This window comes from Sphingomonas sp. 67-41 (assembly GCF_001899725.1).
GTDB lineage: Bacteria > Pseudomonadota > Alphaproteobacteria > Sphingomonadales > Sphingomonadaceae > Sphingomonas > Sphingomonas leidyi.
The window spans coordinates 806,450-818,274 of record NZ_MKWJ01000022.1; the positions used below are offsets into that span (position 1 = coordinate 806,450).

The following is an 11,825-nucleotide window of genomic DNA, read 5'->3' on the forward strand; positions in this document are numbered from 1 at the left end:
TGCCGATTCCATGGCGCAAGATTTTGCGCTGGAAGACCTGCGTTTTTCGTCCGGCGCTTGGCTTTTGATTTGATTTATGGGCGAACCGGGAAGACGAACAGGGCATGAGTTTCGATAGAGGGCGCCGTGGGGATCGCGGCGGACGTGGCCGCGACAAGCGTGATGGCTTCGGCGGCGATGATTTTGGTGGCGGCGGCTTCGGCGGCGGTTTCGAGGATCGTGGCGGTTTCGGCGGCGGTGACCGATTCGGCGGCGGCGGTGGCGGTGGCTATCGCGGCGGCGGTGGCGGCTTCGGCGGCGGCGGTGGCGGCGGTGGTTTCCGCGGCGGCGGCGGCGGTGGCGGCTTCGGTGGTGGTGGCGGCGGCTTCGGCGGCGGCAACCGCATGCCCCCGCAGGTCATCGGCGAAGGCACCGGCGTCGTTAAGTTCTTCAACGGCCAGAAGGGCTTCGGCTTCATCGTCCGTGACGATGGCGGCGAAGACGTCTTCGTGCACATCTCGGCGGTCGAGCAGGCGGGCCTCACCGGCCTGGCCGAAGGCCAGCCGCTCGGCTTCACGCTCGTCGATCGCGGCGGCCGCATCTCGGCCACCGAGCTGAAGATCGATGGCGAGCCGATGCCGGTCGAAGAGCGCGCACCCCGCGAGGATCGCGGCGATCGTGGCGGCTTTGGCGGCGGCGAGCGCGGTGGCCCGCAGCGCCAGCTGACGGGCGAGAAGGCGACCGGCACGGTCAAGTTCTTCAACGCGATGAAGGGCTTCGGCTTCATCCAGCGCGATGACGGCCAGCCGGACGCGTTCGTGCACATCTCGGCCGTCGAGCGTGCGGGCATGCCGACGCTCAATGAAGGCGACCGACTCGAGTTCGAACTCGAAGTCGATCGTCGCGGCAAATATGCCGCGGTGAACCTCACGCCGTCGAGCTGAGGCGCGCCTTCGGGCCAGCAGATCGAAGGGGCCGGGCGGAAACGTCCGGCCCTTTTGCTTTCTGATTCGCGCGGAGAAGAAGGAGAATTTGTCCGCGCAACGGGTGCCGGGAACGCAGGGGAGCAGGTGCGGGAAGCGCATGCACCGTGTCGGCATCGGCAATGACGATGGCTGGAGCGCCCTCGGCGCAGTGCGGGACAGCCTGAGCGTCCTCAGCGCGAACCAATCTCCGCGCCTTCGCGAAGCGAATCGCGAATCGGCTTATCCCTCCAGCAGTTCGTGGAGCGGTAGCGCCGGCGTGAACTTGCGCCGGCGCTTCACGAAGCTCGTCTCGTAGCGTCGCACCACCGGATCGCCGCCGAGCAGCGAATCGACCAGCATGTTGAACGAATCCATGTCGCGCGCCGAGACGAGCAGGACGAGATCGAAATTGCCGGTCACTTCGAGCATCAGCTGGACGTGCGGGCTGGCGAGGACCCGGCGCTGAAAGGCCTGGAGCGCGTCGAGCGAGTGCCGGTCGAACTGGACATGGACCAGTGCCGACAGGAATGGCCCCACTTCCTCCGAGACGATGGCGACATCGGCCGCGATCGTGCCGTCCGCGCGCATCCGGCGGATTCGCCGGGCGATCGCGCTGGGCGAGAGCGGCAGCCGCTCGGCCAGCAGGTCGGCGGTCATCAGCGCGTCCTGCTGCAGCAGCGCGAGAATGCGCAGGTCGATGGCGTCGTTGGTCATCCGGCGACTATGCCAGATTCTGGCAAGCACACAGCCGAAATTGCGCGCCACGCGCCCGCGCTTCAGGTCATGCAGTGTTATGCAGATAACACAGTTGGGGAGAGACTCATGAAGATCGCACTTGCCGCGCTGGCGCTTTCCGCCGGCCTCGCCGCCGCCGCGCAGGCGCAGCAGGGGCCGGGCCCCATGCCAGGCCCCGCGCCGATGGCCGCACCGGCGGCGAGCAAGGCAGAGATCGTCACGGGCATCCGCAAGGCGATCGCCGGGAACTATGTGGTCGCGGGCAAGCGGGCCGCACTCGACGCCGCGCTTGCCAAGGGCCTGAAGGCCGGGCGCTACGACGTCGCGGATCCGGGCGAATTCACGCGCCGGCTGAACGAGGATCTCTACGCGGTGGCGCAGGACAAGCATCTCTCGCTGTTCTTCGATCCGCGCCTGTCGGCAGAGATCGCCGGCCGCGGCAGCCAGAATGACGAGATCGAGGACACCCCCTTCTTCAAGACGATGATGCGCCAGCGCAACTATGGCATCACCGAGATGAAGCTGCTGCCCGGCAATGTCCGCTATATCCGCTATGACGGATTCGGCTGGACCGGGGCGGAGAGCAAGGCGGCGATCGATGCGGCGATGGCGTTCCTGCGCGAAGGCGACGCGGCGATCCTCGACCTGCGCGGCAATGGCGGCGGAAGCCCCGAGGCGGTGAAGCGCATCGCCAGCTATTTCGTGCCGGCCGGCACGCCGCTGGTGACCTTCCATCTGCGCAGCGCGGCGCCGACCAGCTCGACGAGCGAGGCGGTGCCCGGCGGGCAGCTCCGCCTGCCGCTCTATGTGCTGACCAGCAATCGCGCGGCGTCGGCCGCGGAAGAGTTCGTCTCGCACGTCGCGCGGCTCGGCTTCGGAACGCTGGTGGGCGAGACGACGGCGGGCGCGGCCTATCGCAACGAGCATTTCGCGGTGCCCGGCGGCTTCGTGATGAGCGTGTCGATCGGCTATCCCGAGCTGCCGGGCGGCGGCAACTGGGAAGGCAAGGGCGTGCCGCCGAAGATCGCGGTGCCGGCGGACCGGGCGCTCGACCGCGCCCAGCAGGATGCGGCGCAGAAGCTCGCCGAGAAGGCGCAGGGGCCGCAAAGGACCGAGCTGGAATGGACCGCCGCGCTCTATGCGGCGCGCGCGACGCCGGTGGCGCCCGCCCGGGCGCTCGCGGCCTATGCCGGGCGCTATGGCGCGCGCACGGTGGCCGTGGAGAATGGCGCGCTCACCTGGCAGCGCGACGGCGGCGTCAAATCGGCGATGGTGCCGCTGGGCGGCGACCTGTTCGCGTTCGAATTCGACCCGGCCACCCGGGTGCGCTTCACCGGCGAAGGCGCGGTGACCGGCGTGATCATCGAGCGCGCGGACGGCTCGGGCAATCCGGTGCCCAGGGGATAGTCGCGGCCCCCGCCGGCGCTGCTTCGGGTCGGCGCTAGAGCAGGATCAGCACCGCGCCGGCGAGGATTCCGGCGACGCCCAGCGCCCGGCCGGCCGTCACCTTCTCGCCCAGGAAGAGGGTGGCGATGACCAGCGCGGTGACCATGCCGGTTTCGCGCAGGGCGGCGAGCGGCGCGGTGGGGCCGATCGCCAGTGCCGAGAGCGCCAGGCCATAGGTGACGATCGAGAGCGCGCCCGCCGCCACGCCCGGGCGCCATTGCCGCGCCGCCGCAGCGAAGATCGCGCCCCGGGAGAGCAGGGCGAACATCGTGACCGTGCTCATCCCCATCAGCACGAACATCCAGACGATGTAGCTGTGCGGCGTCGGCGCGGCACGCACGCCATGCGCGTCGATCACCGTATAGCCGGCGATGGTGAGCCCGGTCAGCAGCGCCCAGCCCAGGCCGGCCCGGCCGATGTGCCGGCCCAGCACCATCACGAACATGGCCCCGCCGATCAGCGCGATGCCGGCCAGCTCGCGCGCTCCGGCCGGCTCGCCGAGCAGCCCGATCGAGAGCGCGGCGGTGACCAGCGGCGCGGTGCCGCGCAGGATCGGATAGGCGGCCGAATAGTCGCTCGTCTCGAACGTGCGGACCAGCGAATAGAGATAGAGGCAATGGACCAGCGCGGTGCCGGCGATCCACGGCCAGGCGGCGGCCGGCAGCGGCACGAGCAGCGTCGCCGGCAGCAGGATCAGCGCGCTCGATCCGTCGATGATCGCGCGGCCGGCCATCTTGTCGCGGCCGCCCTTCAGGATCGCGTTGACCACGGCATGGATCGAGCCCGAGGCGATCATCATCGCCGGGGCGAGCAGCTCGGGCTTCACCAGGCGGTGTCGCGGACGTGCCGGAGCCAGAACGCGAGCAGGATGCGCGAGACGATTCCGGAAAAGACTATCAGCGGAACGACCAGCCAGAGCATCAGCACCTGGAAGGCGCCCCATTGCCCGGCGACGAGATGCCGGGCGCTGCTCAGCGCCGTCCAGCCCAGGACGATCGCGGTGGTGATCAGCCCGGCGAGCAGGGCGGCGCCGATCCAGCGCCGCCAGGGCAACGCGGGATCGCGCAGGAAAAGCAATGCGATAGGGGTGCCGACGACCAGCGCATAGCAAAGGCCGAACAGCGCCAGCGTGGCCCAGACCCGCAGCAGCGAATCGGCACCGCCGCTGCCGGCAAAGGCAGCGAGCAGCGATGCGGGAACCGGGCCTGCGAGCACGCAGGCGACGAGCGGCAGCGCCGGTACGCGATCCTCTGGCCCCATGGGGCGAATCTTGGCTCAGGTGAGGTGCTTGCGCAACGTCTCGATCGTGTCGGCTTCCCGGGCGGGCTTGTCGGTGCGGATGCGGCTGATTCGCGGGAAGCGCATCGCCAGGCCCGATTTGTGGCGCCGCGATTCGTGGATCGAATCGAAGGCGACTTCGAGGACGAGGCTCTTGTCGGTCTCGCGCACCGGCCCGAAGCGATTCACCGTATGGGTACGGACATGGTGGTCGAGCCATTTCAGCTCTTCGTCGGTGAAGCCGAAATAGGCCTTGCCCACGGGCAGCAGCGCGCCCTCCGCCGTCCAGGCGCCGAACGTATAGTCGGAATAGAAGCTGCTGCGCTTGCCCGAGCCGCGCTGGGCGTACATCAGCACGCAATCGGCGACCAGCGGATCGCGCTTCCACTTGTACCAGAGCCCCGCCCGGCGCCCGGCGACATAGGGCGAGCTGCGCCGCTTGAGCATCACGCCTTCGATCGACGCGTCGCGGGCGCCGGCGCGAAGCTCCTCCAGCGCGGCGAAGTCCGCGGCCGCGATGACCGCCGAGAGGTCGAACCGCTCGGGATCGAGCCGCGCGGCGAAGCGCTCGAGCCGGGCGCGGCGCGCCGACCAGGGCAAGTCGCGCAAATCCTCCGCGCCGTCGAAGAGGATGTCGTAGAGGCGGACGAATGCGGGATAGTCGGCCAGGGTTTTCGCACTGACCAGCTTGCGGCCGAGGCGCTGCTGGAGCGTGTTGAAGCTCGCCGCCTCGCCGCCCTGGAACGCGCCCTTCACCAGCAGTTCGCCATCGAGCACGCCGGGCGTGGCGAAGGCCCCTGCGACTTCGGGAAAGCTGTGGGTGATGTCGTCGCCCGCGCGGCTGTAGAGCCGGGTCTCGCCCGCGACATGGACGAGCTGGACGCGGATCCCGTCCCATTTCCACTCGGCGGCATAATCCGCGAGATCGACGCTCTCCTGCTCGAGCGGGTGCGCGAGCATGAAGGGGCGGAAGACCGGCAGGTCGCGCGCGCTGGGCTGCGCGGCGCGGCCCTCGGCCCAGTCGAACAGCGGCGCATAGGGCGGGGCGAGGCCATGCCACACTTCCTCCACCGCCTCGACATCGAGCCCGAAGGCCCGGGCCAGGGCGGTCTTGGCGAGCCGGGCCGAGATGCCGACGCGCAGCGCACCGGTGGCGAGCTTGAGCAAGGCGAAGCGCGCATCGGCGTCGAGGCGATCGAGCATCGCCGCGAGCGCCGCGGGCGCATCGGACCGAGAGATGCCGCCGAGCGTCGCGACCACCTGCGAGACGGTGAGCGGGGCCATGGTCTCGGGCGCTGCCGCGGGTTCGGGCCAGAGCAGCGCGATCGTCTCGGCCGAATCGCCGACGAAGTCGCGACTCATCGCATAGAGCACCGGATCGACGCGTTCCTCCACCATCGCACGGATCAGGGCGGGCTTCACCGCGGGCAGGTCGAGCGTGCCGGTGAGTGCCGCCATCGCCCAGCCGCGGTCCGGATCGGGCGCGGCGCGCAGATAGTCGCCGATCAGCTTGAGCTTCGCGTTGCGCGAGCGCGTGTAGATCAGGCCATCGAGCAAGTCGGCAAAGGCACGCATGATGGCGCAACGCATAGCGCGGCCGATGCGCTCCCGTTACGATGTTCGCATGCGCAAGCTCCTCCTCATCCTCGCCGGCCTGGCCTTGCCGCTCGCCGCCCTTCTCGGCTGGTGTTTCCGCGAGGCGACGAGCGACCCGGTGGTCCGTCGCGCCGACGTGGCGATGCCGGGGCTGGAGCGCCCGGTGCGAATCGCGCTGCTGAGCGACATCCATATCGGCACCGCGGCGATGGGGCCGGCGCGGCTCGGGCGAATCGTCGCGCAGGTCAATGCACTCCGGCCGGACCTGGTGGTGATCGCGGGCGACTTCATCTTCGGGCATGACCCCCAGGGCGCGGCGAAGCTGGGGCCGCCGATGGTGGGGCCGCTGCGACAGCTGCGCGCGCCGCTCGGCGTGGCGGCGGTGCTCGGCAATCACGATTATTGGACCGGTCCGCAGGCGGTGCGCGACCAGCTGCGCCAGGCCGGCTTGACGGTGCTGGAGAACCAGGCCGCGTTGCGCGGGCCGATCGCGCTGGGCGGCATCAGCGACGATTTCTCCCACCATGCGGATGTCCCGGCGACGCTGCGCGCGGCACGGGCCCTGGGGCGGCCGATCGTGCTGGTCACGCATTCGCCCGACGTCGCGCCCGATCTGCCCCCCGACGCGCATCTCCTGCTCGCCGGGCACACCCATTGCGGGCAGGTGCTGATCTTCGGCCGCAATATCGCGCCCGCGGTCAGCCGCTACGGCGCCCGCTATCGCTGCGGGCTGGTGCGCGAAGGCGCGCGGACGGTGATCGTCACCGCCGGGCTCGGCACCAGCGGCGTGCCGTTCCGCCTGGGCGCGCGACCCGATATCTGGTTGGTCACGCTTGTGCCGCCGGCAATGGTGCGGACATGAAAAGCGGGTTAGGTTCGCCGCTCCACCACCGGAGGGGTCTCCCGACAATGAAGCTCGTTCTCACTGCCGCCCTGCTCGCCTGCGCACCCGTTGCCGCCCTTGCCCAGAACGCGCCTGCGCCTGCCGCGGCTCCGGCGCCGGCCGCCGCGCCCGCCCCAGCGGCGAAGTTCAGCGCGGACACGCCGATCGAAACGCTGTTCGCCAATGAAGGCGCCAAGGCCGTGCTCGTCGCCGACGGCCTGGGCGATATCGACAAGCATCCCGCCTATGAGCAGTTCAAGGCGATGAGCTTCCGCGCGATCCAGCCCTTCTCGGAGGGCAAGCTCACCGACGAGATGCTGGCCAAGCTCGACGCGGACCTCGCCAAGGTCAAGTGACGTGGAAGGGGGCCGGACTCGCCGTCCGGCCCCCTTCATCCGATTCGCGCGGACGCGGGTTCAGCCCTTGCGCGACGCCTCGAACAGGAACCAGGCGCGCTCCTCGGCCTGATCGGTCCATTCGTCGACGATGCCGCTGGTCGCATTGTCGCCGGCATCCTCGGCCGCCTGCTTCACCGTACGGAAGCTCTCGATCAGCTTGAGATTGTCCTCGCGCAGTTCGGCGAGCATGTCGCCGGGCGCGACATAGTCGGCGTCATTGTCGGTCAGCGTCTGGCGGCGGGCGATGTCGCCGATCGAGCGCAGCGTGACGTTGCCGGTCTTGCGCACCCGTTCCGCGATCGCATCGGTGATGCCGTAGATCTGCGCCGCCTGATCGTCGAGCAGCAGGTGATAGTCGCGGAAATGCGGGCCCGAGACGTGCCAGTGGAAGTTCTTGGTCTTGAGATAGAGCGCGAAGCAATCCGCCAGCGCGGAATTCAGCGCGTCCGCCACGCTCTTTGCGTCGTTGCGGTTGAGATCGGTAGGGGTGCGGAGCGCCGCATTCGTATCAGCCATGTTCGTCCTCCCGGGATTCGGTTCGCAGGGTCAACGAACGGGATATGGGATCGGCTCCGCCCGGCGCATGCGCATTCTTCCGATCTCAGAGATCGATCAGGTGAGGCGCAGCGCGTTCACGCCGATCCAGCAGCCGGCGATCAGGAAGCCGATGCCGCTCAGGATGCGCAGCCAGCGCCAGGGCATGGCCGCCCAGGTCCGCTCGCCGAGCAGCGCGGCGACGAATGCCACGCCGAACGTGCCGATCGAAGCGCCGGCCGCCGCGAACCAGGGCTGGCCGCCGGTGGAGAGCGCAAGCGTGAAGAAGGGCGTGCTTTCGCCGAAGGCAAGAATCAGCACGCCAAGGAGAGGGGTGAAGAAGGCGCCGAGCTTCCAGCCATCGAGCCGGTCCTTCACGCGATTCGACCCGGCCGCTCCCAGCGCGCCGAAGATCAGCGCCATGGCGAGCAGCAGCGCGCGCGCATTGGGCGTCATCATCGGCCCGATCAGCGATCCGCCAAGGGCGGCCGCGAGGTTGAGGGTGGCATGGGCGATGCCCGCCGTGATCGCCACGGTGAGCGGCCGGCCATAGCGATCGGCGAGGATCGCGGTCAGCATGGCCGGCTTGTCGCAAAGCTGGGTGAGGGCGGCCAGCAGGAAGGCCGGGACCAGAGCTTCCATGCGCCTCCCTTTCGGCCGGCATCATGCGGCGCTTCGGTTAAGCCTGCGTGAAGGACATATCCCATCGTCCTCCCCGCCTGCGCGGAGAGGACGGGAAGGGAATGCGCGCCCTGCCACGCCCAGCCTTGACTTTTGGCCGAGAATCGCACAGTTGCCCGCGTCTGGTAGCGGCGCGCTCTGGCGTGCCGCTCTTTTCTTTTCGCAGTTTCAAGGGTTGTTGGGTCATGGCCAAGCCGACCACTGTCAAGATCAAGCTCGTCAGCACGGCGGACACGGGTTTCTTCTACGTCACCAAGAAGAATCCGCGTACCCAGACCGAGAAGTTCTCGTTCCGCAAGTACGATCCCGTCGTGCGCAAGCACGTCGAGTTCAAGGAAGCCAAGATCAAGTAAGGCGGGCGCGAGCCCGGCTTGCCCTGCCCCCGCGCATGCGGGGCCGATCTTCAAGAAAGCCCCGGGCCGTCAAGGCTGCGGGGCTTCTTCTGTGCCGGTGTCCGGGGCTTCGAGCGGTGCAGCCGGCGATTCGGCCGGCATCAGCGCGCGCACTTCCTCCATGAAGCGCACCAGGCTGATCGGCTTGGAGACATAGGCATTGGCCCCGGCCGCGCGGATCCGCTCCTCGTCGTCGCGGCCCGCATAGGCGGTCACCGCCATGATCGGGATGGTCCGCAGCCTGGGGTCCAGCTTCATGTGCTGGATCAGCTCGAGCCCGGTGACGTGCGGCATCTGGATGTCCATCACCACCAGCTGCGGATCGAAGTCGCGCGCGCGCCCCACCGCCTCGCGCCCGTCGCGCACCGGCTCGGCTTCGAACTGGTGCGCGCGCAGCAGGTCGCAGAACAGCTTCAGATTGAGTTCGTTGTCCTCGACAACGAGCACCCTTTTTGCCACGCGCTACCCCCGGATCGACTCTCGGGTGATGTAGGGTATGGCAGGCGCGGAAACAAATGCGGAAGCGCTGGCGCTGCAGGCACTTGTCTGGACGCTGGGCGAGGAATCGCGGGCGCGGCGCCTGCTCGACCTCACCGGCCTCGATCCCGCCGAGCTGCGCGCGCGGGCCGGCGAGGCAATGCTGCTCGCCGCGACTCTGTCGTTCCTCGAATCATACGAGCCCGATCTTGTCGCCTGCGCGGCGGCACTCGACATAAGCCCCGAACAACTGGTCGCCGCCCGCGCGACGCTGGAAAGATCATGAAGCCCCTGCTGATCACCGATTGCGACGAGGTCCTGCTCCACATGGTGCGCCATTTCGGCGTGTGGCTGGGCGAGACGCACGATATCGAGTTCACCCCCAATGGCGGCGATTTCGCCAATTCGATGCGCCGTCGCGCCGATTCGGCCGTGGTGGAGCGCGAGGAGATGTGGGGCCTGCTCGATGGCTTCTTTCCCGCCGAGATGGATCGCCAGACGCTGGTGCCCCATGCCCGCGAGGCGCTGGCCGCGCTTGCCGCGCGCGCCGACATCGTCGTGCTGACCAACCTGCAGGATCATTGCCGCGCGCACCGGATCGCCCAGCTGACGAATCACGGGATCGAACATCGGGTGGAGTGCAACCAGGGCGGCAAGGGCTCGCCGGTGGTGCGGCTGATCGAGGAATATCGGCCGAGCGTCACCGTGTTCGTCGACGATCTGGCGGTGCACCACGAATCGGTGGCCAAGCATGCGCCGGGCGTGTTCCGCCTCCATATGGTCGCCGAACCCAGCCTGGCGCCGAGCGTGGCGAAGGCGCCGCATGCCCATGCCCGGATCGACGACTGGCGCGAGGCGCTGGGCTGGATCGAGGCGCGCTTCGACGCGGGCTTGACCGCCGACGCGGCGAGTGGTTGAGCAAGGCCATGACCACCCATGTCGATCGCAAGCTCGAAGAGCTCGGCCTCGCCCTTCCCGAAGCCGCGGCGCCCGTCGCCGCCTATGTCCCCGTGGTGGAGGCGAACGGCCTGCTCCACGTCTCGGGCCAGATTCCCTTCAAGGACGGCGTGCTGATGACCGGCCGGCTGGGCGAGGACCGCGACCTGGCGTTCGGGACCGAGGCGGCGCAGCGCTGTGCGCTGATGCTGGTCGCGCAGATCAAGAAATATCTCGATGGCGACCTGTCGCGCGTCGAGCGGATCGTGAAGCTCGGCGTGTTCGTCAATTCCGCCGCGGACTTCACCGACCAGCCCAAGGTTGCCAACGGCGCCTCGGAACTGATGCAGGCGCTGTTCGGCGATGCCGGCCGCCATGCCCGCAGCGCCGTGGGCGTGCCCGCCCTGCCGCTGGGCGTGGCCGTGGAAGTGGACGCGGTCGTCCAGATCCGCTGATCCGGCTTTCCCGGGCCTTCGATTCCGGCTCGTTCCCATCGGGGAGCGGGCCGTTTTCGTATGCGGGGATCGCGCTGTTGCCACCCAGCAACAGTTTGTCACGATCCCGTGACGGAACAGCAATTAATGTTGTGCGGTGCAGCGTGGTGCGGCAAGGAAGTCGTGCTTCGCAAGCAGCGCAGGCCGACGAGCCTCAAGTCGACGCCGTACCGGAGCAGCAGGCGGGAACCCTTTTTTGAACAACGGGAAGGGTATTCCATGCGCTACACCATGATCAGCTTCGTCGCGCTCGCGGCTGCGGCCGCAACTGCCCCTGCAAGGGCCCAGGACCAGACCGATCCGCCGCCCGCCGTGACGATCAGCGGCAGCGTCGGCGTGGTCAGCGACTATAAGTTCCGCGGCATCTCGCAGACCGACGGCAATTTCGCCGTGCAGGGCGGCATCACCGTTGCCCATCAATCGGGCTTCTACGTCTCGGTCTGGGGCTCCTCGATCGACGACTATGTCACCGTCCACGGCACCGCGCATCAGGAGCTCGACCTGATCGCCGGCTACAAGCACGCGTTCGACGGCGGCGTCACCGTCGATGTCGGCGCGCTCTATTATGTCTATCCGGGCACGCGCCCCGGCTTTGCGGGCGACCGGAGCTCGTCGGACTTCCTGGAGCCCTATGCCTCGGTCAGCTATGCGATCGGGCCGGCCACCGCGAAGATCACCGGCAATTATGCGCCGAAGCAGAAGGCGCTGGCGATCGACCAGGGCCAGAGCGGCCTGCTCCGGAAGCAGGACAATTTCTACCTGGCCGGCGATCTGTCGGTCGCGATCCCCAAGACGCCGATCGGCCTCACCGCCCATCTCGGCCACACCTGGGGGCCGAGCTGGCTGTCGGGCCCGACCAACGAATATACCGACTGGTCGCTGGGAGCGACGGCGACCTGGAAGTCGCTGACCTTCGGCGTCTCCTATGTCGATACCGACACCAACTTCATCACGCCGAGCGGCAAGGACGCCGCCAAGGGCGGTATCCTCGGCTCGGTGAGCGTCGCCTTCTAGATTGGGGGGAGGGGGAG

The 11,825-nt window shown here is 68.5% G+C and carries 16 protein-coding genes; 9 read left to right on the forward strand and 7 right to left on the reverse strand.

What is annotated here, in order from left to right; all coding sequences use genetic code 11:
* Positions 1 to 104 precede the first annotated feature (104 nt).
* Entirely contained in the window at positions 105 to 923 is an 819-nt protein-coding gene (locus BGP17_RS14880) for a cold-shock protein (RefSeq protein WP_286712522.1), read from the forward strand.
* 261 nt (positions 924 to 1,184) lie between these two features.
* Here the strand turns inward: BGP17_RS14880 and BGP17_RS14885 are convergent, their stop codons facing one another.
* A complete protein-coding gene (locus tag BGP17_RS14885; RefSeq protein WP_167299805.1) occupies positions 1,185 to 1,658 on the reverse strand; it encodes an Lrp/AsnC family transcriptional regulator in 474 nt (157 codons plus the stop codon).
* A gap of 108 nt (positions 1,659 to 1,766) precedes the next feature.
* Here BGP17_RS14885 and BGP17_RS14890 point away from each other — a divergent pair, with 108 nt between their 5' ends.
* Positions 1,767 to 3,086: a S41 family peptidase gene (locus BGP17_RS14890; protein ID WP_286712523.1), complete on the forward strand. Its 1,320-nt coding sequence runs from the start codon at positions 1,767 to 1,769 to the stop codon at positions 3,084 to 3,086.
* Positions 3,087 to 3,120: 34 nt separating this feature from the next.
* Here the strand turns inward: BGP17_RS14890 and BGP17_RS14895 are convergent, their stop codons facing one another.
* The 3 genes from BGP17_RS14895 to BGP17_RS14905 are packed head-to-tail and all read right to left on the reverse strand — an operon-like array spanning position 3,121 to position 5,978.
* Entirely contained in the window at positions 3,121 to 3,951 is an 831-nt protein-coding gene (locus tag BGP17_RS14895) for an EamA family transporter (RefSeq protein ID WP_286712524.1), read from the reverse strand.
* A complete protein-coding gene (locus BGP17_RS14900) occupies positions 3,948 to 4,385 on the reverse strand; it encodes a hypothetical protein (protein WP_167299803.1) in 438 nt (145 codons plus the stop codon). Before BGP17_RS14900 ends, BGP17_RS14895 begins: the two co-directional genes overlap by 4 nt.
* A 15-nt stretch (positions 4,386 to 4,400) precedes the next feature.
* On the reverse strand, positions 4,401 to 5,978 hold the full coding sequence (locus tag BGP17_RS14905; RefSeq protein WP_286712525.1) for a cisplatin damage response ATP-dependent DNA ligase: 1,578 nt from the start codon (positions 5,976 to 5,978) through the stop codon (positions 4,401 to 4,403).
* A gap of 49 nt (positions 5,979 to 6,027) precedes the next feature.
* On the opposite strand from BGP17_RS14905, the gene BGP17_RS14910 reads away from it, so the two are divergent.
* Both BGP17_RS14910 and BGP17_RS14915 read left to right on the forward strand, forming a co-directional pair.
* Positions 6,028 to 6,861: a metallophosphoesterase gene (locus BGP17_RS14910; RefSeq protein WP_286712526.1), complete on the forward strand. Its 834-nt coding sequence runs from the start codon at positions 6,028 to 6,030 to the stop codon at positions 6,859 to 6,861.
* A 47-nt stretch (positions 6,862 to 6,908) separates the two neighbouring features.
* Positions 6,909 to 7,238 (forward strand): hypothetical protein, encoded by a 330-nt coding sequence (locus BGP17_RS14915; RefSeq protein ID WP_286712527.1) that lies wholly within the window; start codon positions 6,909 to 6,911, stop codon positions 7,236 to 7,238.
* A gap of 60 nt (positions 7,239 to 7,298) precedes the next feature.
* Here BGP17_RS14915 and BGP17_RS14920 read toward each other — a convergent pair whose 3' ends face one another.
* Complete coding sequence (locus tag BGP17_RS14920; RefSeq protein ID WP_086128047.1) at positions 7,299 to 7,796, reverse strand: Dps family protein; 498 nt, start codon at positions 7,794 to 7,796, stop codon at positions 7,299 to 7,301.
* Between the two features lie 96 nt (positions 7,797 to 7,892).
* Positions 7,893 to 8,456, reverse strand: coding sequence for a TMEM165/GDT1 family protein (locus tag BGP17_RS14925; RefSeq protein ID WP_167299800.1), 564 nt, complete (start codon positions 8,454 to 8,456; stop codon positions 7,893 to 7,895).
* A gap of 224 nt (positions 8,457 to 8,680) precedes the next feature.
* On the opposite strand from BGP17_RS14925, the gene rpmG reads away from it, so the two are divergent.
* Positions 8,681 to 8,848 carry a 50S ribosomal protein L33 gene (gene rpmG, locus BGP17_RS14930; protein WP_025560997.1) on the forward strand — a complete coding sequence of 56 codons (168 nt, stop codon included), beginning with the start codon at positions 8,681 to 8,683 and terminating at the stop codon, positions 8,846 to 8,848.
* A 69-nt stretch (positions 8,849 to 8,917) separates the two neighbouring features.
* Here rpmG and BGP17_RS14935 read toward each other — a convergent pair whose 3' ends face one another.
* A complete protein-coding gene (locus BGP17_RS14935; RefSeq protein WP_286712528.1) occupies positions 8,918 to 9,346 on the reverse strand; it encodes a response regulator in 429 nt (142 codons plus the stop codon).
* A 37-nt stretch (positions 9,347 to 9,383) separates the two neighbouring features.
* Here BGP17_RS14935 and BGP17_RS14940 point away from each other — a divergent pair, with 37 nt between their 5' ends.
* From BGP17_RS14940 to BGP17_RS14955, 4 genes are all read left to right on the forward strand, one after another.
* Positions 9,384 to 9,650 (forward strand): DUF3572 family protein, encoded by a 267-nt coding sequence (locus tag BGP17_RS14940; protein WP_167299798.1) that lies wholly within the window; start codon positions 9,384 to 9,386, stop codon positions 9,648 to 9,650.
* Positions 9,647 to 10,282, forward strand: coding sequence for an HAD family hydrolase (locus tag BGP17_RS14945; RefSeq protein ID WP_167299797.1), 636 nt, complete (start codon positions 9,647 to 9,649; stop codon positions 10,280 to 10,282). The genes BGP17_RS14940 and BGP17_RS14945 overlap by 4 nt, the downstream gene beginning before the upstream one ends.
* Before the next feature lie 8 nt (positions 10,283 to 10,290).
* Complete coding sequence (locus BGP17_RS14950) at positions 10,291 to 10,755, forward strand: RidA family protein (protein ID WP_167300487.1); 465 nt, start codon at positions 10,291 to 10,293, stop codon at positions 10,753 to 10,755.
* Positions 10,756 to 11,013: 258 nt separating this feature from the next.
* Positions 11,014 to 11,808 carry a TorF family putative porin gene (locus BGP17_RS14955; protein ID WP_167299796.1) on the forward strand — a complete coding sequence of 265 codons (795 nt, stop codon included), beginning with the start codon at positions 11,014 to 11,016 and terminating at the stop codon, positions 11,806 to 11,808.
* Positions 11,809 to 11,825 lie beyond the last annotated feature (17 nt).

What these genes read in the sequence shown, in the direction of transcription:
- BGP17_RS14880 (WP_286712522.1), top strand. Translation starts at nt 105, where the DNA reads ATGAGTTTCGATAGAGGGCGCCGTGGGGATCGCGGCGGACGTGGCCGC.
- BGP17_RS14885 (WP_167299805.1), bottom strand. Translation starts at nt 1,658, where the DNA reads ATGACCAACGACGCCATCGACCTGCGCATTCTCGCGCTGCTGCAGCAG.
- BGP17_RS14890 (WP_286712523.1), top strand. Translation starts at nt 1,767, where the DNA reads ATGAAGATCGCACTTGCCGCGCTGGCGCTTTCCGCCGGCCTCGCCGCC.
- BGP17_RS14900 (WP_167299803.1), bottom strand. Translation starts at nt 4,385, where the DNA reads ATGGGGCCAGAGGATCGCGTACCGGCGCTGCCGCTCGTCGCCTGCGTG.
- BGP17_RS14905 (WP_286712525.1), bottom strand. Translation starts at nt 5,978, where the DNA reads ATGCGTGCCTTTGCCGACTTGCTCGATGGCCTGATCTACACGCGCTCG.
- BGP17_RS14910 (WP_286712526.1), top strand. Translation starts at nt 6,028, where the DNA reads ATGCGCAAGCTCCTCCTCATCCTCGCCGGCCTGGCCTTGCCGCTCGCC.
- BGP17_RS14915 (WP_286712527.1), top strand. Translation starts at nt 6,909, where the DNA reads ATGAAGCTCGTTCTCACTGCCGCCCTGCTCGCCTGCGCACCCGTTGCC.
- BGP17_RS14920 (WP_086128047.1), bottom strand. Translation starts at nt 7,796, where the DNA reads ATGGCTGATACGAATGCGGCGCTCCGCACCCCTACCGATCTCAACCGC.
- BGP17_RS14925 (WP_167299800.1), bottom strand. Translation starts at nt 8,456, where the DNA reads ATGGAAGCTCTGGTCCCGGCCTTCCTGCTGGCCGCCCTCACCCAGCTT.
- rpmG (WP_025560997.1), top strand. Translation starts at nt 8,681, where the DNA reads ATGGCCAAGCCGACCACTGTCAAGATCAAGCTCGTCAGCACGGCGGAC.
- BGP17_RS14940 (WP_167299798.1), top strand. Translation starts at nt 9,384, where the DNA reads ATGGCAGGCGCGGAAACAAATGCGGAAGCGCTGGCGCTGCAGGCACTT.
- BGP17_RS14945 (WP_167299797.1), top strand. Translation starts at nt 9,647, where the DNA reads ATGAAGCCCCTGCTGATCACCGATTGCGACGAGGTCCTGCTCCACATG.
- BGP17_RS14950 (WP_167300487.1), top strand. Translation starts at nt 10,291, where the DNA reads ATGACCACCCATGTCGATCGCAAGCTCGAAGAGCTCGGCCTCGCCCTT.
- BGP17_RS14955 (WP_167299796.1), top strand. Translation starts at nt 11,014, where the DNA reads ATGCGCTACACCATGATCAGCTTCGTCGCGCTCGCGGCTGCGGCCGCA.